Source organism: Shewanella sp. SP2S2-6 (assembly GCF_031931965.1).
Lineage (GTDB): Bacteria > Pseudomonadota > Gammaproteobacteria > Enterobacterales > Shewanellaceae > Shewanella > Shewanella baltica.
The window spans coordinates 1-15767 of sequence record NZ_JAUOEQ010000030.1; the positions used below are offsets into that span (position 1 = coordinate 1).

Below are 15767 nucleotides of genomic sequence, written 5' to 3' on the forward strand. Positions count from 1 at the left end.
TTGGGGGACATTCGCATTATATTTGTCTCATTGTGTGCCCCACAAACTGTTAAATTTTTATCTATAAAAAAGTTACATGTACCGGCAAAGTCGGGCACCCGATAGTGCCATAGGTCACCTCTGATTTTTTGATAGAAAAAACCTAAATCGGAATTAAAGGACTGAAGTTTACCGTACTTGGCGTCATACCAGTCATTCAGCCATACGCAAAGTTGATTGCCTAAGTCATTATCAGGGAGAAGTGATTTTGGTGATAATGGTATTGAAGCATTTCCAAAGTATTTGCTAACCTCGCCGACGGCTTGCATATAACGGAGTGTAATGGGTAAACCTTGCTCAATAAGACGTTGATCTATCTCTTCGAAAACTTCATTAATGATCACTTTTTTACGCAACTAAGACCTCCAAGATATAACGCTTTCTATAGGGCTTGTAGCCATTCCTCATCCTCCTATGATGCAACCTTTCGATCAGCAGTTCAATTAACAAATCAATAAGTTAATAAAACAACGGGATATTAGATTTCCAAATGGCGCATAATGTTAGAAAAGCTTACTTCCAAACTCTTTCAGATAACTTTACATAGGGCAAATCTAGTGAATGAAGAGTGGATGGGGTCTTTGTTCCAAATTGGAATGGGGCAATAGCTTTTTAGCTAAACGAGCAGCAAGAGGGTTAGTAAAATTGGCATTGTTGCACCAGTGACCTTCTAAAACATGGATGTTTTAGTAGAGCCCTCAGGGACGAGTTTATGGCGAGTCACTGGGGAAACAATGACAATTAATGCTGCGTCTTTGGGGCATTTTCGAGTCAAAAAATGCCGTTAATCGGCCCAAATCACTGCTATTTAGGCGGACAATTTAATTATTCATAATAAATCTTTATCGTTTGGTATGAGACGTTATAACTCTCCTACAAGAATCGGTAGATAATTAAAGAGATAAAACGACAAAGAGTGTTCATCAGGAACACTCTTTGTCGTTAGTGGGCAGTTGCTAGATTGCAATTGCTAGCACGGCTCTAAACTCCTGTCTTTATTCGTTTACCACGCACATACCCTGCTCGGTTTTCACATAGGGAGACAGAATAGGCATCATGCCTTTCATCACTTGTAATGGCAGCGCCGAAGTAAAACTAAAATCATCGGATTTACTGCCGGGCACGAAGGCCGTTAAAGTGCCGAAGTATTTATCCCCAAGATAAAACACGAAGGTCGCGGTGCGGTTCATCGCCGTAGTCGCCACTTTTTTACCTTGCTGCATCTGAGTCACGATACGGTTATCACCGGTGCCGGTTTTCCCGCCTATGGCTAACATCTCGCCTTTTTCATCGGTAAAAATGCCCTTCAAACGACGGGCAGTACCGTTTTGCACTACGTTCGCCAGCGCCGCTTTTAAGGCTTGTGCCACTTCATGGCGCATCACTCGCTCACCTTGGGTGTTCTGATTCTCCAGCGTCACTTCATAGGGCGTATCGGCGGCGAAATGCAGCTGATTGATACGCACGGTAGGCAAACGATAGCCATCATTCTGAATAATGCCCATGAGTTCGGCCAAGGCCGCAGGTCTATCTCCCGAGCTGCCGAGCGCCGAACCTAAGGATGGCACCATAGCATCAAAGGGGTAACCTAAACGGGCCCAACGCTGATGTATGTCGAGGAAGGCTTCCACTTCAAGCATCACTTGCACTCGAACGTCACGGGCGTTTTTATGTCGCGTCCTAAATAACCAACGATAAACCTCTTGGCGTTGTGCTTCACTCGCCTGTTTCACATCGTTCAAATTGGCATCGGGATTGTGATTAAGATAATCCAGCACCCACAATTCCAACGGATGCACCCGTGCGATATAGCCTTGATCTGGCAAGTTATATTTATCAGGACCGTACTTGTTATATAAGCTCTTAATACGACCATCGGTATAGCTCACCAGCGGCAATCTTTGCTGCAGAAAAGCCTTAAATGCCGACAGAGGTTCATCGGGCAAGAGGTAGCGATACGCCGACGTTAATTGTTGCTCCGACTGGGATAAACCGTCGAAGAACATCCCAAAACGCTCATTCGCAGCCACTTTTTTATACTTGCGATAAAACTTAGTGACGAAGGTATTACCCTCTCTATCGGCAAATACTCGCAAGTATTCGTCGCGGCGCGGATCTTTATCATTACGCAGCAATTGGGCCATATTGCCCTCGTTTTGCATACTGCTACTGTAATTGACTATGTCGCGCATGAGGCGCACAAACGGCAAATTAATCGAATCCTGCAAAGCTTGATAAAGTGTCGGTGTCTTAACATCTTCCGATTTTTTAAAGTTATTAAACACATGCAAACCACCACCGGTAAAAAACTGCTCACTGGTTGAGGCAGAATATTCCCGCTGTAACGCCGCATCTAACATGCGATCTAAACGTCTGTCAGGATTTACAATCAAGTAATCAATCGCCCAACGGGTTAAGTGATCCCTAGGCTCGATAATGATAGATTCAAGTTCAATACCATGTTTTTTCGAATATTTTTCGTGGATCTCGGCGATGATTTCTAAATAGGTCGCCATCACCCGCAATTTAGCGGTTGAACCCAGTTCCAACTTACTGCCTTCGTTAATATCAAAGGGTTGGTCGGTACTGTCGGTCTGCACACGAACTCGGTTAGCAGTGTCGGTACGCTCGTAAAGCGTAAAGCTATACAGCACGTTTTGCAGTTGGCTTGGCTCAAGTAAACGCTCGCCCAATAAACCCACTTGCTCTGCGGTCGACGCTTGCGCCAGGCTGCGCAAGTAGTGACTCACTTGCTGCTGTAAATCACTGTGTAAGCTACTGTTGACCGTTAAGTCGAGCCTGTCTAAATCGTACAGCCCCACATTTAACATGCCCGCGGTACGAATACGCACTGTATTCACGCCCTTATCTGCGCCCGATTGCGTATTTCGTTGCGGCTTAGTGACCCTAAACTGCAATTTCTGTGCGAGTGCGGCATCGCGCAGACCACGATCAATCAAATAATATTGGCCGAGTAAGCGGATATGACTATCGACTAAGTTTTCAAGATCTTCATGACCTTGCAATAAATAGTATGAAGGGCGACGCTGGGCAATCATCAAGGCGACCACTTGGCGGAATACTTGTCCGCGCTTGGCGGCATTACCCTTGATTTGTGGCGATGCTAACAGCTTGTTTGCAGTATCGAAATCGGTGCCAAACCAGGCCCACAGCCCGTCACCAATACCATGCACTTCACCATGATTGGGCGCCGAGGATAATGGCACAGTGTTTAAATAATCTTGGACGATACGCTTACGAGCGGGTTCAGTATTCTCACCTTGCTGGTACACGCGCACACTGGCCGAGCCAATTTGCAGTAACTTATCCTTGATGCTTAAGGTTAAGCCTTGGGAAGAATGGCGGAATTTTTCAATCTGAGTCGCCAGCGTACTGCCACCGGCGGTGGACACATTCATGCCGACCATCTCTGCAATTTGGCTCATCCCCGCCACCACAAAGCGTGGCCAGTCGATCACCGGATTGAGTTTATCTTCCGTGGTCCATAACTCGCGGTTTTCAATAAACAATAAGGTATTAACGATTTCATTGGGGATCTTATCGTCGTCCTGATAAACCCGTTTGGGATAGGCGAACTCGTACAAATCGGTATTGCGACAATCGAGCAGCGTTAAGCCAGATTGCGCCTTTTCGTGATAAGGCGGGAAAAATCCCAGCTGCGCGTATTCCAGCAAGGCAGGCGAAAACGCCACTTGCTGCGTCACCTGAAAATTCCGTTGCAGTAACCTGTCAATATACTGAGGTAACTTGCTATAGCCATGGCGCTCATCGAAAGGGCCATAACTTGGATAAATCACCGCTGTGCTCGGTAAGTTTTCTAATTCATAGGTGAGCGTCTTAGCATATTGATTGATGTATTTGGCTTGATAAAACGAGGTTTTAACTTCAAGACCAATCAATAGTGCGATACAGCAAATTAAGATAAAAAATAAGAACCAGACCCTGCCCTTAGATCTGGCTTTACGCGGAGTCTTAACCTTCACCTTAGGTTCGGGTTGTGGTGGACGAGGACGATAATTTTCGAACTTCATCTGTGACGGGGAATTAGGCAAAACAGCTCCAAAAAAACACTAAAATAAATATCTTTCATGCAACTCAGCAAATCCGTTGCCACTCAGTAAAACAAGACATCAACTCATTAAGCCACACAAAAAACTCACCGCCAACAACACCCAGCTAGCAAAGACTAATCCCAGATGAACTCACGAAAATGTTTACGGCAAACGGACTCGTAGCTTTCATTTCCACCAATCGCCACTTGCTCACCCTCGCGCATCACTTTACCCTCGCCGTCGAGGCGCACCACCATGTTGGCTTTACGGCCACAATGGCAAATGGTTTTCAGCTCAACCAACTTATCGGCCCAAGCTAATAAATAATGACTGCCGCTAAAGAGTTCGCCCTGGAAATCCGTTCTTAAACCATAACAGAGTACAGGAATATCAATATTATCGACCACATGCGTCAGCTGCTTAACCTGTTCTTTACTCAAAAACTGGCACTCATCTACCAGCACACAGCTTAATGGTGTGGCTTGATGCACATCGCTAATCATCTGAGTCAGATCATCTTGGCTGCTAAAAACCTGTGCATCCGTTTCAATGCCGATGCGCGAGGCCACTTTACCTTTGCCATATCTGTCATCTATGGAGGCTGTCATCACTAAGGTATTCATACCGCGTTCGCGGTAGTTATAGGATGACTGTAATAAGGAAGTGGATTTACCAGCGTTCATCGCCGAATAATAAAAATACAATTGAGCCAAGACTTATACCCTTTAAAAAACGTTAGCGCTTACGCGTCTGCCATCGGAGCCAAATTGGCCGCTAGTCTAACATTGCGCTTCACATCAGAACACTAGCAGCGACTAAGCTTTTATCATGAATTACTGCAACTGCGCTGACTTATCCAGCGTTTTACTCTCCCATCGTCGAGTTAACCAACTCCAGCTCACTTTATTTAATCCTTAGCACGATAAAAGCCATCACCAGTAGCCAAATGATTAAATTTTGTTAACACAAACTTAATTTAACCTTAAATACTGTTTTATAAGGAAATAGTAAATAAAGCTAAATTTCAAAAGTGAGATCTACCTCCAAAGTATTAAGTGTTAATGGGCTTGCGCTCAAAAACAAACATCCTGTTAACAGTAATATTTCATTCGAGACAAATCGTGCTCATTTTAAAAAAAGAAAGTATTCGATAGCTTGCAAATTAAAGCTAACGGTCAAAGCACTAACCTACCCTGCAAACTTTAGTGCTCCACTCCGTCCTTTATGCGCATATTGGATCAAATGGAGATAATGATGAGAATTTTCACCTCTAGAAAACTGGCATACTTAGTGGCTCTAGCACTAACTGGTGCTCTTGTTGGTTGTGGCGATGATGGCAAAGATGGTGTCGATGGGGCTCCAGGCACGCCCGGTATTCCGGGAACACCTGGCACGCCAGGCACCCCTGGAGAACCTGGAACACCACCGCCAGTCACCAGCTCAACGCTGACGAAAGTCAAAGTGATCAGCTACAGCTTTGGCGAAGGCAGTATCAGTTACGAATTTGAAATTACCGATGAGAATAATAATTTAATCAACGGCCTGCAAAACGCAGAGGCAAAAGTCGCGGCGTTAACCGATAAGGGATTCATTAATAACCGTACCGAAAATGATCTTAATGGCGTTGCAGACAATGTGCATATTGGTGGCGCGGCAACTCAAGCGACTGAAGGTGCCACACTGACCTCTTTAGGCGACGGTCACTACACTTTTGTGGCCCCAATGTTAGGCGTCAATCCTAGTACTGAAGGCATTGTGTGGTTACGCGTTGGCGGCAATAGCGCAACAGGTATCGCACGTTCGGCCCCCTTAGTGGTCAATAAACCCGAAGGCACTCATTCCACCACAACCGATAGTTGCTATTCCTGTCACGTCGATTACGCCACAAGTCCTCGTCGCCATGCAAGCTATGTTGCAACCGGTATGGACGGTGAAGTCACCTTCGTAGAAGGCTGCTTAGTGTGTCACGGCTCAGTAAGTCGCGCAGTGGTCAATGCGGAAGGTTTCTCTGTGGGTGGCTATACGACAAACACCTTATCTAAAATTGGCCATATCAATCACCAAGATTTTACTAAAGACTTTTCAGTACAAAACTGTTCATCCTGTCACGTTGAAGCCCCAACTAACATTAACCTAGCAGGACCCGGTTGTATCGATTGCCATGATAGTGGTGGTGTACCAGGCGTTACTATCCCAAGTAATGGTGCCGATGTCCGTACTATGCATGAAGGCAAGTCTGGCATTACTGAACGCCAAGCTATACGCGCTAAATACAAGGTCACATTAGCAGCCCCAGTGAAAGTCGATGATATTTCAACGAAAACAGATCACTATGCACCAACAGGTGCAGCAGCGGCAGTCACAGCCCTAGGCTGGTGTACAACCCTCACAGTAAAAGATGTCGATGGCAATATCTTTAGTATCAAAGATAACTTCAACTACTCAGATCCGCTGGTATTTGATGCCAAGAAACCGCTGGTATATGCCGGAGCCTATCTACATGCCTATGAAAATGGCAGTTTAGTGGGCCGCCCAGGTAATCGTACTAACTATTACTATGGTTACAACACCGACGGCACTAAGAACATCTGTCACTTACTGACGGATATCAGCGCAGTGAATGCTAACTATATTTACTCTGCCCGCGTGACATTCAGTACCGCAGGTTGGATGGAATATGATGGCAATCAACGTTATCAAAGTAATGGTAGCCTAAGAGCGACAGGTTATGACGGCTCCATGGGCGTATCCTTTACCGCCTACTCAGACGTCGTTAACCCTGTCACGGCTCAAAAAGTCTCTGGCTTCGAACGTCGTGAGATAGTGAGCGCTAACAGCTGTACCACTTGCCATAACGATGCCACTGCATTCCACAAAAATGGGGCCTTCGATGACGGCGGTAATGGCTGTATTGCCTGTCACGATAACGGTATGGCACGCACATCAGCCGCTTTAGGCGCAGGTTTTGGCCCTATGGTTCACAGCTGGCACTGGGGTAATGGCGCTAAAGTTGGTGAAATGAAAGCGGATGGAACTCAAGCGAATGCGGCTAACGGTGCAGGGGCGATCAATCCTGTCACCAGTTGTGTTGCCTGCCATGATAAAGCGATTGATTTAGATAACATTCCTAATCAATACATTTTGGAACCCGGCAGCAAGATGACCAGCCCTGTATCTGCGAACTGCTATGCCTGCCATACGATTGATTCTGCGAAAGCGCATATGGTGAGCAACGGTGGTGAGATCAGCGTTCCGAGCGTGGCAGATTGGTTTAAACAACCAACGACTGAATCCTGTGCAGTATGTCATAACTCAGGTAGAAGCTCTGGTATTGATAAATACCACAAGTTTACTCGCTAATTAATCATCTCATCATCGCGTGCTTAAATAGTCAGTAAAAAGCGGTACCGATTTTCCCTGCAAGGAAATCGCCAAAGGAGTCTCATCAAAACGGGACTCCTTTTTATTTAGCCACAGCCCGATAACAAGCCATTTTCAGTCCCATTTAAGTTACTAACGTTACAGTCCTAAAAAAACAACAATTCAAAGGAAGTCACTCAATTATGCGTAAACGTTTTATTGCCATCGCCATCGGCGCCACACTCACCGCCGGATTTATGGCAGGTTGTAGCAACACAGAAAGCAAAGCCCCTAACGCCATGTCGGTACAAGCCCAAAACCCCTTGTTTCAAGTCAGTCGCCTACAATATCAAGCGCCCGACTTTAGTATCATCAAGAATGAGCACTTTACACCTGCACTAGAGCAAGGCATGGCCGAGCACTATCAAGAAATCCTCGCGATTGCGAATAATCCCGCAGCGGCCAGTTTCGATAATACTATTGTCTCGATGGAAAAAAGTGGCGCCCTGCTCAGCCGCGCATCGAGTGTGTTTTATAATTTAGCGGGTTCTAACAGCAATCCAGAACTGCGTAAAATCCAAGGTGAAATGGCGCCCCAAATGGCGGCCCACTCGGACAATATCAACTTAAATCCAGCGCTATTTGCCCGCATCGAAGCCATTTATAACGATCGCGCTAACCTAGGGTTAACCCCAGAAGCTGTGCGTTTGGTTGAGGTCTATCATCAACGCTTTATCATGGCGGGCGCTAAACTCACCGACGAGCAGAAAGTGAAGATCCGTGCTCTTAACGAAGAACAGTCAACACTGACCAACGAGTTCTCCCAACGTTTACTGCGCTTAACCAAAGAAATCGCCGTGGTCGTGGAGTCTAAGGATGAGCTTGCAGGATTAACTGACAGCGAAATCACTTCGGCCGCAAACGATGCTAAAGCGGCGGGTCACGATGGCAAGTATCTGATCAACATCACCAACACCACTCGCCAGCCCGTATTAGCGTCACTGGAAAACCGTGAACTGCGCCAACGCATTTGGGAAGCCTCTGCTAACCGTGGCTTAAGTGGTGAAAACGAGACGGCATCTTTAGTGTCTCGCTTAGCGCAACTGCGCGCTGAGCGCGCCGCGCTATTAGGCTATGAAAACTGGGCCAGTTATCGTCTAGCGCCGCAAATGGCCAAAACACCAGAAGCGGTTTACAGCATGTTTGGCTCTATGGTGCCAGCCGTGGTTGCCAATACCGAGAAAGAAGCGGCCGATATCCAAGCTATGATCGACAAGACTGGCGGCAAGTTTGAACTGGCGCCATGGGACTGGGAATTCTACGCCGAGAAAGTCCGCCAAGAAAAGTACGCCCTCGATGGTAATAGTATTCGCCCTTACTTTGAATTTAACCGCGTCCTCGAAGATGGCGTGTTCTACACACTCAAAGAACTTTATGGCGTCACCCTAAAACCTCGCCCAGATTTACCGGTTTACCATCCCGATGTGAAAGCCTACGAAATGTTTGATGCCGATGGCTCAAGCATGGCCATTTTCTACGCCGACTATTTTGCCCGTGAAGGTAAACGTGGTGGCGCTTGGATGAGTTCGTTTGTCGGTCAATCCTTCCTCGAAGGCACTAAACCTGTGGTCGTCAACGTGATGAACATAAAGAAAGCGCCCGAAGGTGAACCCACATTCGTCAGCTATAACGAAGTCACCACTATGTTCCATGAAATGGGTCACGGCACCCACGGCATGTTCTCTAAAGTGACTTATCCAAGTCTGGCGGGCACCTCGGTTTCACGCGACTTTGTCGAATTCCCATCGACGTTTGAAGAAGATTGGGCCGCCCATCCAAAAGTGTTAGCGAACTACGCGAAACACTACGAAACGGGCAAACCCATTCCCGATGAACTGCTGCAAAAACTGCTGAAATCTGGCAGCTTCAACCAAGGCTTTGACACTCTGGAATACATGGCCGCCGCATTAGTAGACATGGAATGGCATTCATTAAGCCCAGATACGCCGTTGCAAGATGTACCAACCTTTGAAGCCAATGCCTTGAAAAAGCACGGCTTAAACATTAGTGCCGTACCTCCGCGTTATAAGTCGACCTATTTTGCCCACGCCTTCCCCGGCGGTTACTCAGCAAGTTATTACGCGTATATGTGGAGTGAGATTTTAGCGGCGGATGCCTTTGCCTATGTGCAAACCCAAGGTGGTCTAAACCGTGAAATCGGCATGAAATACCGCAAAACTATTCGTGAAGTGGGCAACAGTATTGCACCAATGGAAGCCTACAAAAATTTCCGTGGACAAGAACCAACCACGCAAGGATTACTTAAACGCCGTGGGCTAGATAGCAATATTTAAATTGATGCTAACAAGCTAATTTCACTCAATTGAATGCCTTTAGGCGATAAATCTTCAGCCAACAATTTGTTGGCTGAAGATTTAGTTCTTCTTATCACCGCTATATTTAAGACCAATCACCTTAAGTATCTAACCAATTCAGAGCATCAGTGACATTTGAATCCAAGACGCACTGACTTAAATAGCCATATCCTTTTAAGTCAATGCAACACGTAAAGAGTGTGCCTGCAAGGCAAATAAAGAGCGGATTAAAAGCGATTTATACCTTTAATAATCAGATAGATAATCAACATTTTTGATATAGCACAACCCGATTACGTCCCGCTGCTTTGGCAGCATACATAGCCTCATCTGCAAATTGAAATAACCGCTGTGCATCCGTTCTCTGCTGTGGATAAATGACGGCCACCCCAACGCTAACAGTGATCGTAAACTCACGCTCTGTAAAACGAAAAACACTCGCAGACAAGTTTTGGCGAACCGTTTCAGCTAACGCCAACGCTTTTTCCTCAGTTGCATTAGGCAATAGAATCACAAACTCTTCACCGCCATAGCGTGCAACCTTTATATTATCCTCGATTAATCTATTTAAAATGAGACCAATTTGGCTTAAACAATGATCACCAGTCAAATGTCCATAAGAGTCATTGATCATTTTAAAATGGTCAATATCGACAAGAAGTAAGCCATAGCTTTGACGAGACTCTACTGCCTGCTGGATCTCTTGTTCAAAAATCTGATTGAAACTACGCTGATTCATTAAACCCGTTAAGTCATCGGTACGAGCCAATTCGGCGAGCTTAGCCGAGTAGTTTTTTAACAAATATGCCTGATGAAACAAAGACCAATATTCCCTATGGTGCATCATAGCGATCCTATAAACAGGTACTGTAGAGGCCCATAGCAAACAGGCAATATACACATTATCACTCCCCTGTTTGGCAAAATAAGCAATCGAAATGGGCAAAATATAGCTAATGAGGTAAATGCGTAATTGCACTTTATCGATACAGAGACTCAGGCTAATAAAGGCATATAAAATGCCAAAAATAACCATAATGAAATGACCCATAGACTCAAACTCTGGATGGTAGACAATAAAAGCAGTCACTCCACTCCAAGTGGCACTATTGGCTAACAATCCCACATAAAGCCCTAAACGATTGGTATGCGGATCTTTCTTAGATTTCACATAAAAATCATATACAAAACTCAAACGAATTACGCCAGATGACGCCAAGAATGCAAAGCATACCCACATCAATTCCCAAGGAATAATATTGCCTAATAGCACATTGTAAGGAATAACAATACAGCTCCAGCAGGCAACATAAATGAGGGCACCAGTAAACATGCGCCAAGTGATATCCCGATTGAACTCAATAAGTGCATCCTGCTGGTAGTCATCATGATTTTTAGGTCGCACACTTATCCTTTACTAATCATAACCCGTTTCATTATAGATGAAAAAAGGCACAAACCTTAGCTTGTGCCTTAATGCTTATGCATTCGCAATGTTACAAAACTCTAGATTCAAAATACTGGTATTGCGCCTACATGTTTAAAATAAAAATAGTCGTAACTTACGTGTTAAACACTTTTAGACTTAATTTTCAGCACAATAACACTGAGCACAAATACTAGCGCACACGCGACTAAACCCGCAGAGACTGATTCAGTAAATCCAAGTACAACATAACCCGTTAAGCTAATAAACGCCGCAATCAGTGCATAGGGTAACTGAGTGACCACATGGTCGATATGGTGACAACTCGCGCCCGTAGACGACAAAATCGTAGTATCGGAAATCGGTGAACAGTGATCGCCAAATACCGCGCCAGCCAGCACAGAGGCAAGCATAGGCAACATCATGCCAGTGTGACTTCCCATCGCCATATCCGCAGCAATCGGTAACATAATACCGAACGTGCCCCAACTAGTACCAGTTGAGAACGCAGTAATACCCGCTAACACAAACATAAGCGCTGGCAAAAAGGCGAACGGAATATTACCCGTCGCGAGACTCGCCATAAACTTGCCGGTTTCGAGTTGACCAATCACGCCAGCGATGGTCCAAGCAAATAACAAAATATAAATAGCTGGCAGCATAGAACGGGCGCCCTGCACTATGCCTTTGACTATCAGGGATTTCTCAACGCCTTGGACTAAATTCAATATCAGCGAAATCGCTAAACCGATTAATGCACCAAAGAAAAGGGATGAACTGACATCGGTTTTCTCAAACGCTGAAATAATATTAAATTCAATCCCTTCAGCGGCAAGTACTTGAGCGCCACTGTTAATCATAAAATACAGGGTCGCAAATACCAACACAGTAATCGGCAGGAATAATCCTAAGATCTTACCGGTTTCGGCCTCAGGTAAATCCGCATTCGCCCCTGGCGGTAATCCTTTTGACTCATCGTATAAATTACCACGTTGGGCATTGAGTTCATGCTCGCGCATTGGCCCAACATCTAATCCCATAAAAACTACGAAAAGTAATAATAACAAAGAGAAGATTGCGTAGAAATTCATTGGGATCATTTGAATAAAAATACTCAAATGACCCGTATCAGCAAAACCATGGGCCGTTAATATTCCACCAATAAGCGCAATAATATAGGCGCCCCAACTTGATACAGGAGAAATAACGCACACAGGAGCGGCAGTCGAATCTAATAAATAAGCTAACTTAGCGCGGGAAATATAATAACGGTCGGTAACAGGTCTAGCGACCGAACCTACGACTAAGCTATTGAAATAGTCGTCAATAAAAACCACACACCCTAAAAACATGGTTAATAGTTTAGCGTCACGTTTATTACGTATATGTAAACGCGCCCAATCGGCAAAAGCCCGCGCGCTGCCACTGACAGTAATTAACGCTGTGATCATTCCCAGTACAATTAAGAAACCGAGAATATATAAGTTCCACGAATTAAGGCCTTCGCCCGTCCAAAAAAGTCCTTTAACGCCATTAAATACAAATTCACCCGTCGCTACAGGTGAAAATTGATTGAGCAATAAAGCACCAATTAAAATCCCTAACCCCAAAGAAAGCAGTACACGGCGAGTTAAGATCGCCAACACAATAGCCACCGCAGGCGGCAGCAAGGAAAGTGCCGAATCGGCATAATTCATAACAGTCATTGATTATTATCTTCGTTAAATACGAATGGAGGGCGACTGAACTGGTGGGGAAAGGCAATAGATACCCAAGGTCACCTGTCCTATCAGTAGCGCTCCATAGTAACTATTTCCAACATCCGTATCGGAAAATACTATGGCAGTGTTACACCTATTAAGTGCAACCCCAGCAGTTGATCGTGATAAATCGAACCACTTCGGCACCAAATCCTTTCGCAATCGATCAACGGAATCACCCTACTGATCACTACTAATATTTGGCGCGCCTCTACTTCTAAGAACGCCCGTACGCGGGCGTGAGGCACATAAAAACATAAGCGGCTTAGCAGATGCCACCGCAAAGCCACTTAATGTGACCTAGATCACAGATTAAATCAACCGAGACTTGTGATCAGCTCAGGAACCGCCTCAAATAAATCGGCAACTAAGCCATAATCGGCAACTTGGAAAATAGGCGCTTCCGCGTCTTTGTTAATAGCAACGATGACTTTCGCGTCTTTCATGCCCGCTAAATGTTGAATCGCGCCAGAAATCCCCACGGCAATATACAAGTTAGGCGCAACGATTTTACCAGTTTGGCCCACTTGTAAATCGTTAGGCACAAAGCCTGCGTCAACTGCCGCGCGTGATGCGCCAACCGCAGCACCGAGCTTGTCAGCAAGCTGCTCTAACATGCCGAAGTTTTCACCACTGCCCATACCACGGCCGCCAGAAACGATAATGCCAGCATTACCTAATTCTGGACGGGCTGATACCGTCAAGGATTGAGAAACAAACTGAGTTCTCGCTTCAAACACTTTATCGAGTGTCGTCACAGCCGCGCTGTTACCTTCTGGCGCAGCATCAAAGGCACTGGCGCGTACTGTCATCACTTTGATGGCATCATGGCTTTGCACTGTCGCTAAGGCGTTACCCGCATACACAGGGCGCACAAAGGTGTCCGCACTGACGACGGTAATGACTTCAGAGATTTGCGCAACATCTAATAATGCTGCCACACGCGGAAGCGTGTCCTTACCTAAGCTCGAAGCAGAAGCCAGAATGTGGCCATAGTTTGGCGCTAAGTCCACCAGCAATTTGGCAAAATTTTCCGCTAAATGCGCTTCATACACGCTGGCATCGGCAACGAGCACTTGGCTAACGCCTTGTAGCGCTTGTGCAGCTTGGACAACCGCACCACATTGGTGACCCGCAACCAATACGTGCACTTCATCGCCAATGGCGCGGGCGGCAGTGACGATTTTTGCCGTATCGAGTTTCAGTGCGGCATTATCATGTTCAGCTAATACTAAAATGGCCATTTAGATCACCTTCGCTTCATTTTTTAACTTTTCAACTAGCTCAGCTACCGACGCTACCATGATGCCTGCTTTACGTTCTGCTGGCGGAGTGACCTTCACAACCGTTTGGTGACTTTTTAACGTCACGCCCAAATCAGCCACGGTAAAAACTTCTAATGGCTTACGCTTGGCTTTCATAATGTTAGGCAGTGAAGCATAACGAGGTTCGTTCAAACGTAGATCGGCAGTCACAACTGCAGGTAACGGCATAAGTAAGGTTTGCATACCACCGTCAACTTCACGAGCAACTTGCACAGATTGACCTTCTAATTTGATTTCAGAAGCAAAGGTCGCCTGTGGCATATCCATCAGCGCCGCGAACATTTGACCGGTTTGATTGTTATCGCCATCGATAGATTGCTTACCAAAAATCACCAGTTCAGCTTGTTCTTTGTCTTGTACCGCTTTGAGCAATTTGGCAATAGATACTGGCACCAGTTCTTCTTCAGTATCGATATGAATCGCACGGTCTGCGCCTAATGCGAGCGCGGTACGTAATTGTTCTTGCACGGCTTTATTACCAATACTGACAACAACCACTTCAGTAGCGCTACCCGCTTCTTTTAAACGAACCGCTTCTTCTACTGCGATTTCACAAAAAGGGTTCAACGCCATTTTTAGGTTTGCAGTGTCAACACTTGTATTGTCAGCTTTGACCCTGACCTTCACATTGGCATCAACAACGCGCTTAACGGGCACCAATACTTTCATAGGGTTTCCTTCCTACACTTTCATGTACATGGACAAAACATTGGTTAATACCAATGCAGGATAGAGCAACTTTACGTCCTGTTAACGTTAACGTCAACCAAAGTCAAACGCCTGTTTGCATTTTTTAATCCTCAGCAACGGCTACTTTTTTGAACACTTATTTGAGGAAATAAGAAAAGTTCAAAATATAAATAATATTTAATTTACTTAAAACGCATAATTTTATTTGATTCGAGCTATATTAGTTTCTATCATTTAGCTGTTGTTCACCATTATCCTGTATTAAAAATTAGAGTGGGACGAAAATAGATATGAGCGAATTTTTAGAGATATTAACTCACGGCCGTCGTTTTAAAGCAGCAGTTAAAGAACTTAGCGTTGAAGAGTTACGTGATTTAGCCGACAAATTAGATAAAATTTTAGTAGAACGCGAGTCTATGGCTGAGGAAGAAGAACAAGCCATGGCAGCTCGTAATGCTAAGATTGAAGAAATCCGTCAACAAATGGAAGCCGTTGGTTTATCCATTGATGACTTAGGTGGCGTAGCTGTTAAAGCAACCGCGAAAAAACGCGCTCCTCGTCCAGCTAAATACCAAATCGAAGTTAACGGTGAAATGGTTCAGTGGACTGGCCAAGGCCGTATGCCAACCGTATTTAAGAACGAGATCAACAAAGGTCGTTCTATGGAAGATTTCTTAATCTAATCCAATTCGGTGTGGCGGTTCGAGTAACCAACACCT

10 protein-coding genes and 1 riboswitch are annotated in these 15767 nt (G+C 45.3%); of the genes, 3 read left to right on the forward strand and 7 right to left on the reverse strand.

Features of this window, described 5'->3' with window-relative positions; translation table 11 throughout:
• The 3 genes from Q4Q57_RS17020 to Q4Q57_RS17030 form a co-directional block, all read right to left on the reverse strand.
• On the reverse strand, nucleotides 1-395 hold a 395-nt coding region (locus Q4Q57_RS17020; protein ID WP_311891481.1), incomplete at its 3' end, for a hypothetical protein.
• A 639-nt stretch (nucleotides 396-1034) separates the two neighbouring features.
• The gene (locus tag Q4Q57_RS17025; protein WP_311891482.1) at nucleotides 1035-4112 is read right to left on the reverse strand and encodes a transglycosylase domain-containing protein; all 3078 of its coding nucleotides are present in this window, start codon (nucleotides 4110-4112) and stop codon (nucleotides 1035-1037) included.
• A 134-nt stretch (nucleotides 4113-4246) separates the two neighbouring features.
• Nucleotides 4247-4825 carry a thymidine kinase gene (locus Q4Q57_RS17030; RefSeq protein WP_012089650.1) on the reverse strand — a complete coding sequence of 193 codons (579 nt, stop codon included), beginning with the start codon at nucleotides 4823-4825 and terminating at the stop codon, nucleotides 4247-4249.
• A 541-nt stretch (nucleotides 4826-5366) separates the two neighbouring features.
• On the opposite strand from Q4Q57_RS17030, the gene Q4Q57_RS17035 reads away from it, so the two are divergent.
• The gene (locus Q4Q57_RS17035) at nucleotides 5367-7472 is read left to right on the forward strand and encodes a multiheme c-type cytochrome (RefSeq protein ID WP_311891483.1); all 2106 of its coding nucleotides are present in this window, start codon (nucleotides 5367-5369) and stop codon (nucleotides 7470-7472) included.
• 203 nt (nucleotides 7473-7675) lie between these two features.
• Nucleotides 7676-9826, forward strand: a complete 2151-nt coding sequence (locus Q4Q57_RS17040) for a M3 family metallopeptidase (RefSeq protein ID WP_311891484.1) — start codon at nucleotides 7676-7678, stop codon at nucleotides 9824-9826.
• 286 nt (nucleotides 9827-10112) lie between these two features.
• Here Q4Q57_RS17040 and Q4Q57_RS17045 read toward each other — a convergent pair whose 3' ends face one another.
• The 4 genes from Q4Q57_RS17045 to Q4Q57_RS17060 form a co-directional block, all read right to left on the reverse strand.
• Nucleotides 10113-11252 carry a GGDEF domain-containing protein gene (locus Q4Q57_RS17045; RefSeq protein WP_311891485.1) on the reverse strand — a complete coding sequence of 380 codons (1140 nt, stop codon included), beginning with the start codon at nucleotides 11250-11252 and terminating at the stop codon, nucleotides 10113-10115.
• A 164-nt stretch (nucleotides 11253-11416) separates the two neighbouring features.
• Nucleotides 11417-12979, reverse strand: coding sequence for a Na+/H+ antiporter NhaC family protein (locus Q4Q57_RS17050; protein ID WP_106651010.1), 1563 nt, complete (start codon nucleotides 12977-12979; stop codon nucleotides 11417-11419).
• A gap of 79 nt (nucleotides 12980-13058) precedes the next feature.
• Nucleotides 13059-13255, reverse strand: a riboswitch (Lysine riboswitch).
• Between the two features lie 95 nt (nucleotides 13256-13350).
• On the reverse strand, nucleotides 13351-14277 hold the full coding sequence (locus Q4Q57_RS17055; protein ID WP_063884896.1) for an electron transfer flavoprotein subunit alpha/FixB family protein: 927 nt from the start codon (nucleotides 14275-14277) through the stop codon (nucleotides 13351-13353).
• Nucleotides 14278-15027: an electron transfer flavoprotein subunit beta/FixA family protein gene (locus Q4Q57_RS17060; protein WP_006082338.1), complete on the reverse strand. Its 750-nt coding sequence runs from the start codon at nucleotides 15025-15027 to the stop codon at nucleotides 14278-14280.
• Between the two features lie 311 nt (nucleotides 15028-15338).
• Here Q4Q57_RS17060 and Q4Q57_RS17065 point away from each other — a divergent pair, with 311 nt between their 5' ends.
• The gene (locus tag Q4Q57_RS17065; RefSeq protein WP_106651013.1) at nucleotides 15339-15731 is read left to right on the forward strand and encodes an H-NS family nucleoid-associated regulatory protein; all 393 of its coding nucleotides are present in this window, start codon (nucleotides 15339-15341) and stop codon (nucleotides 15729-15731) included.
• The last annotated feature ends 36 nt before the right edge of the window (nucleotides 15732-15767 follow it).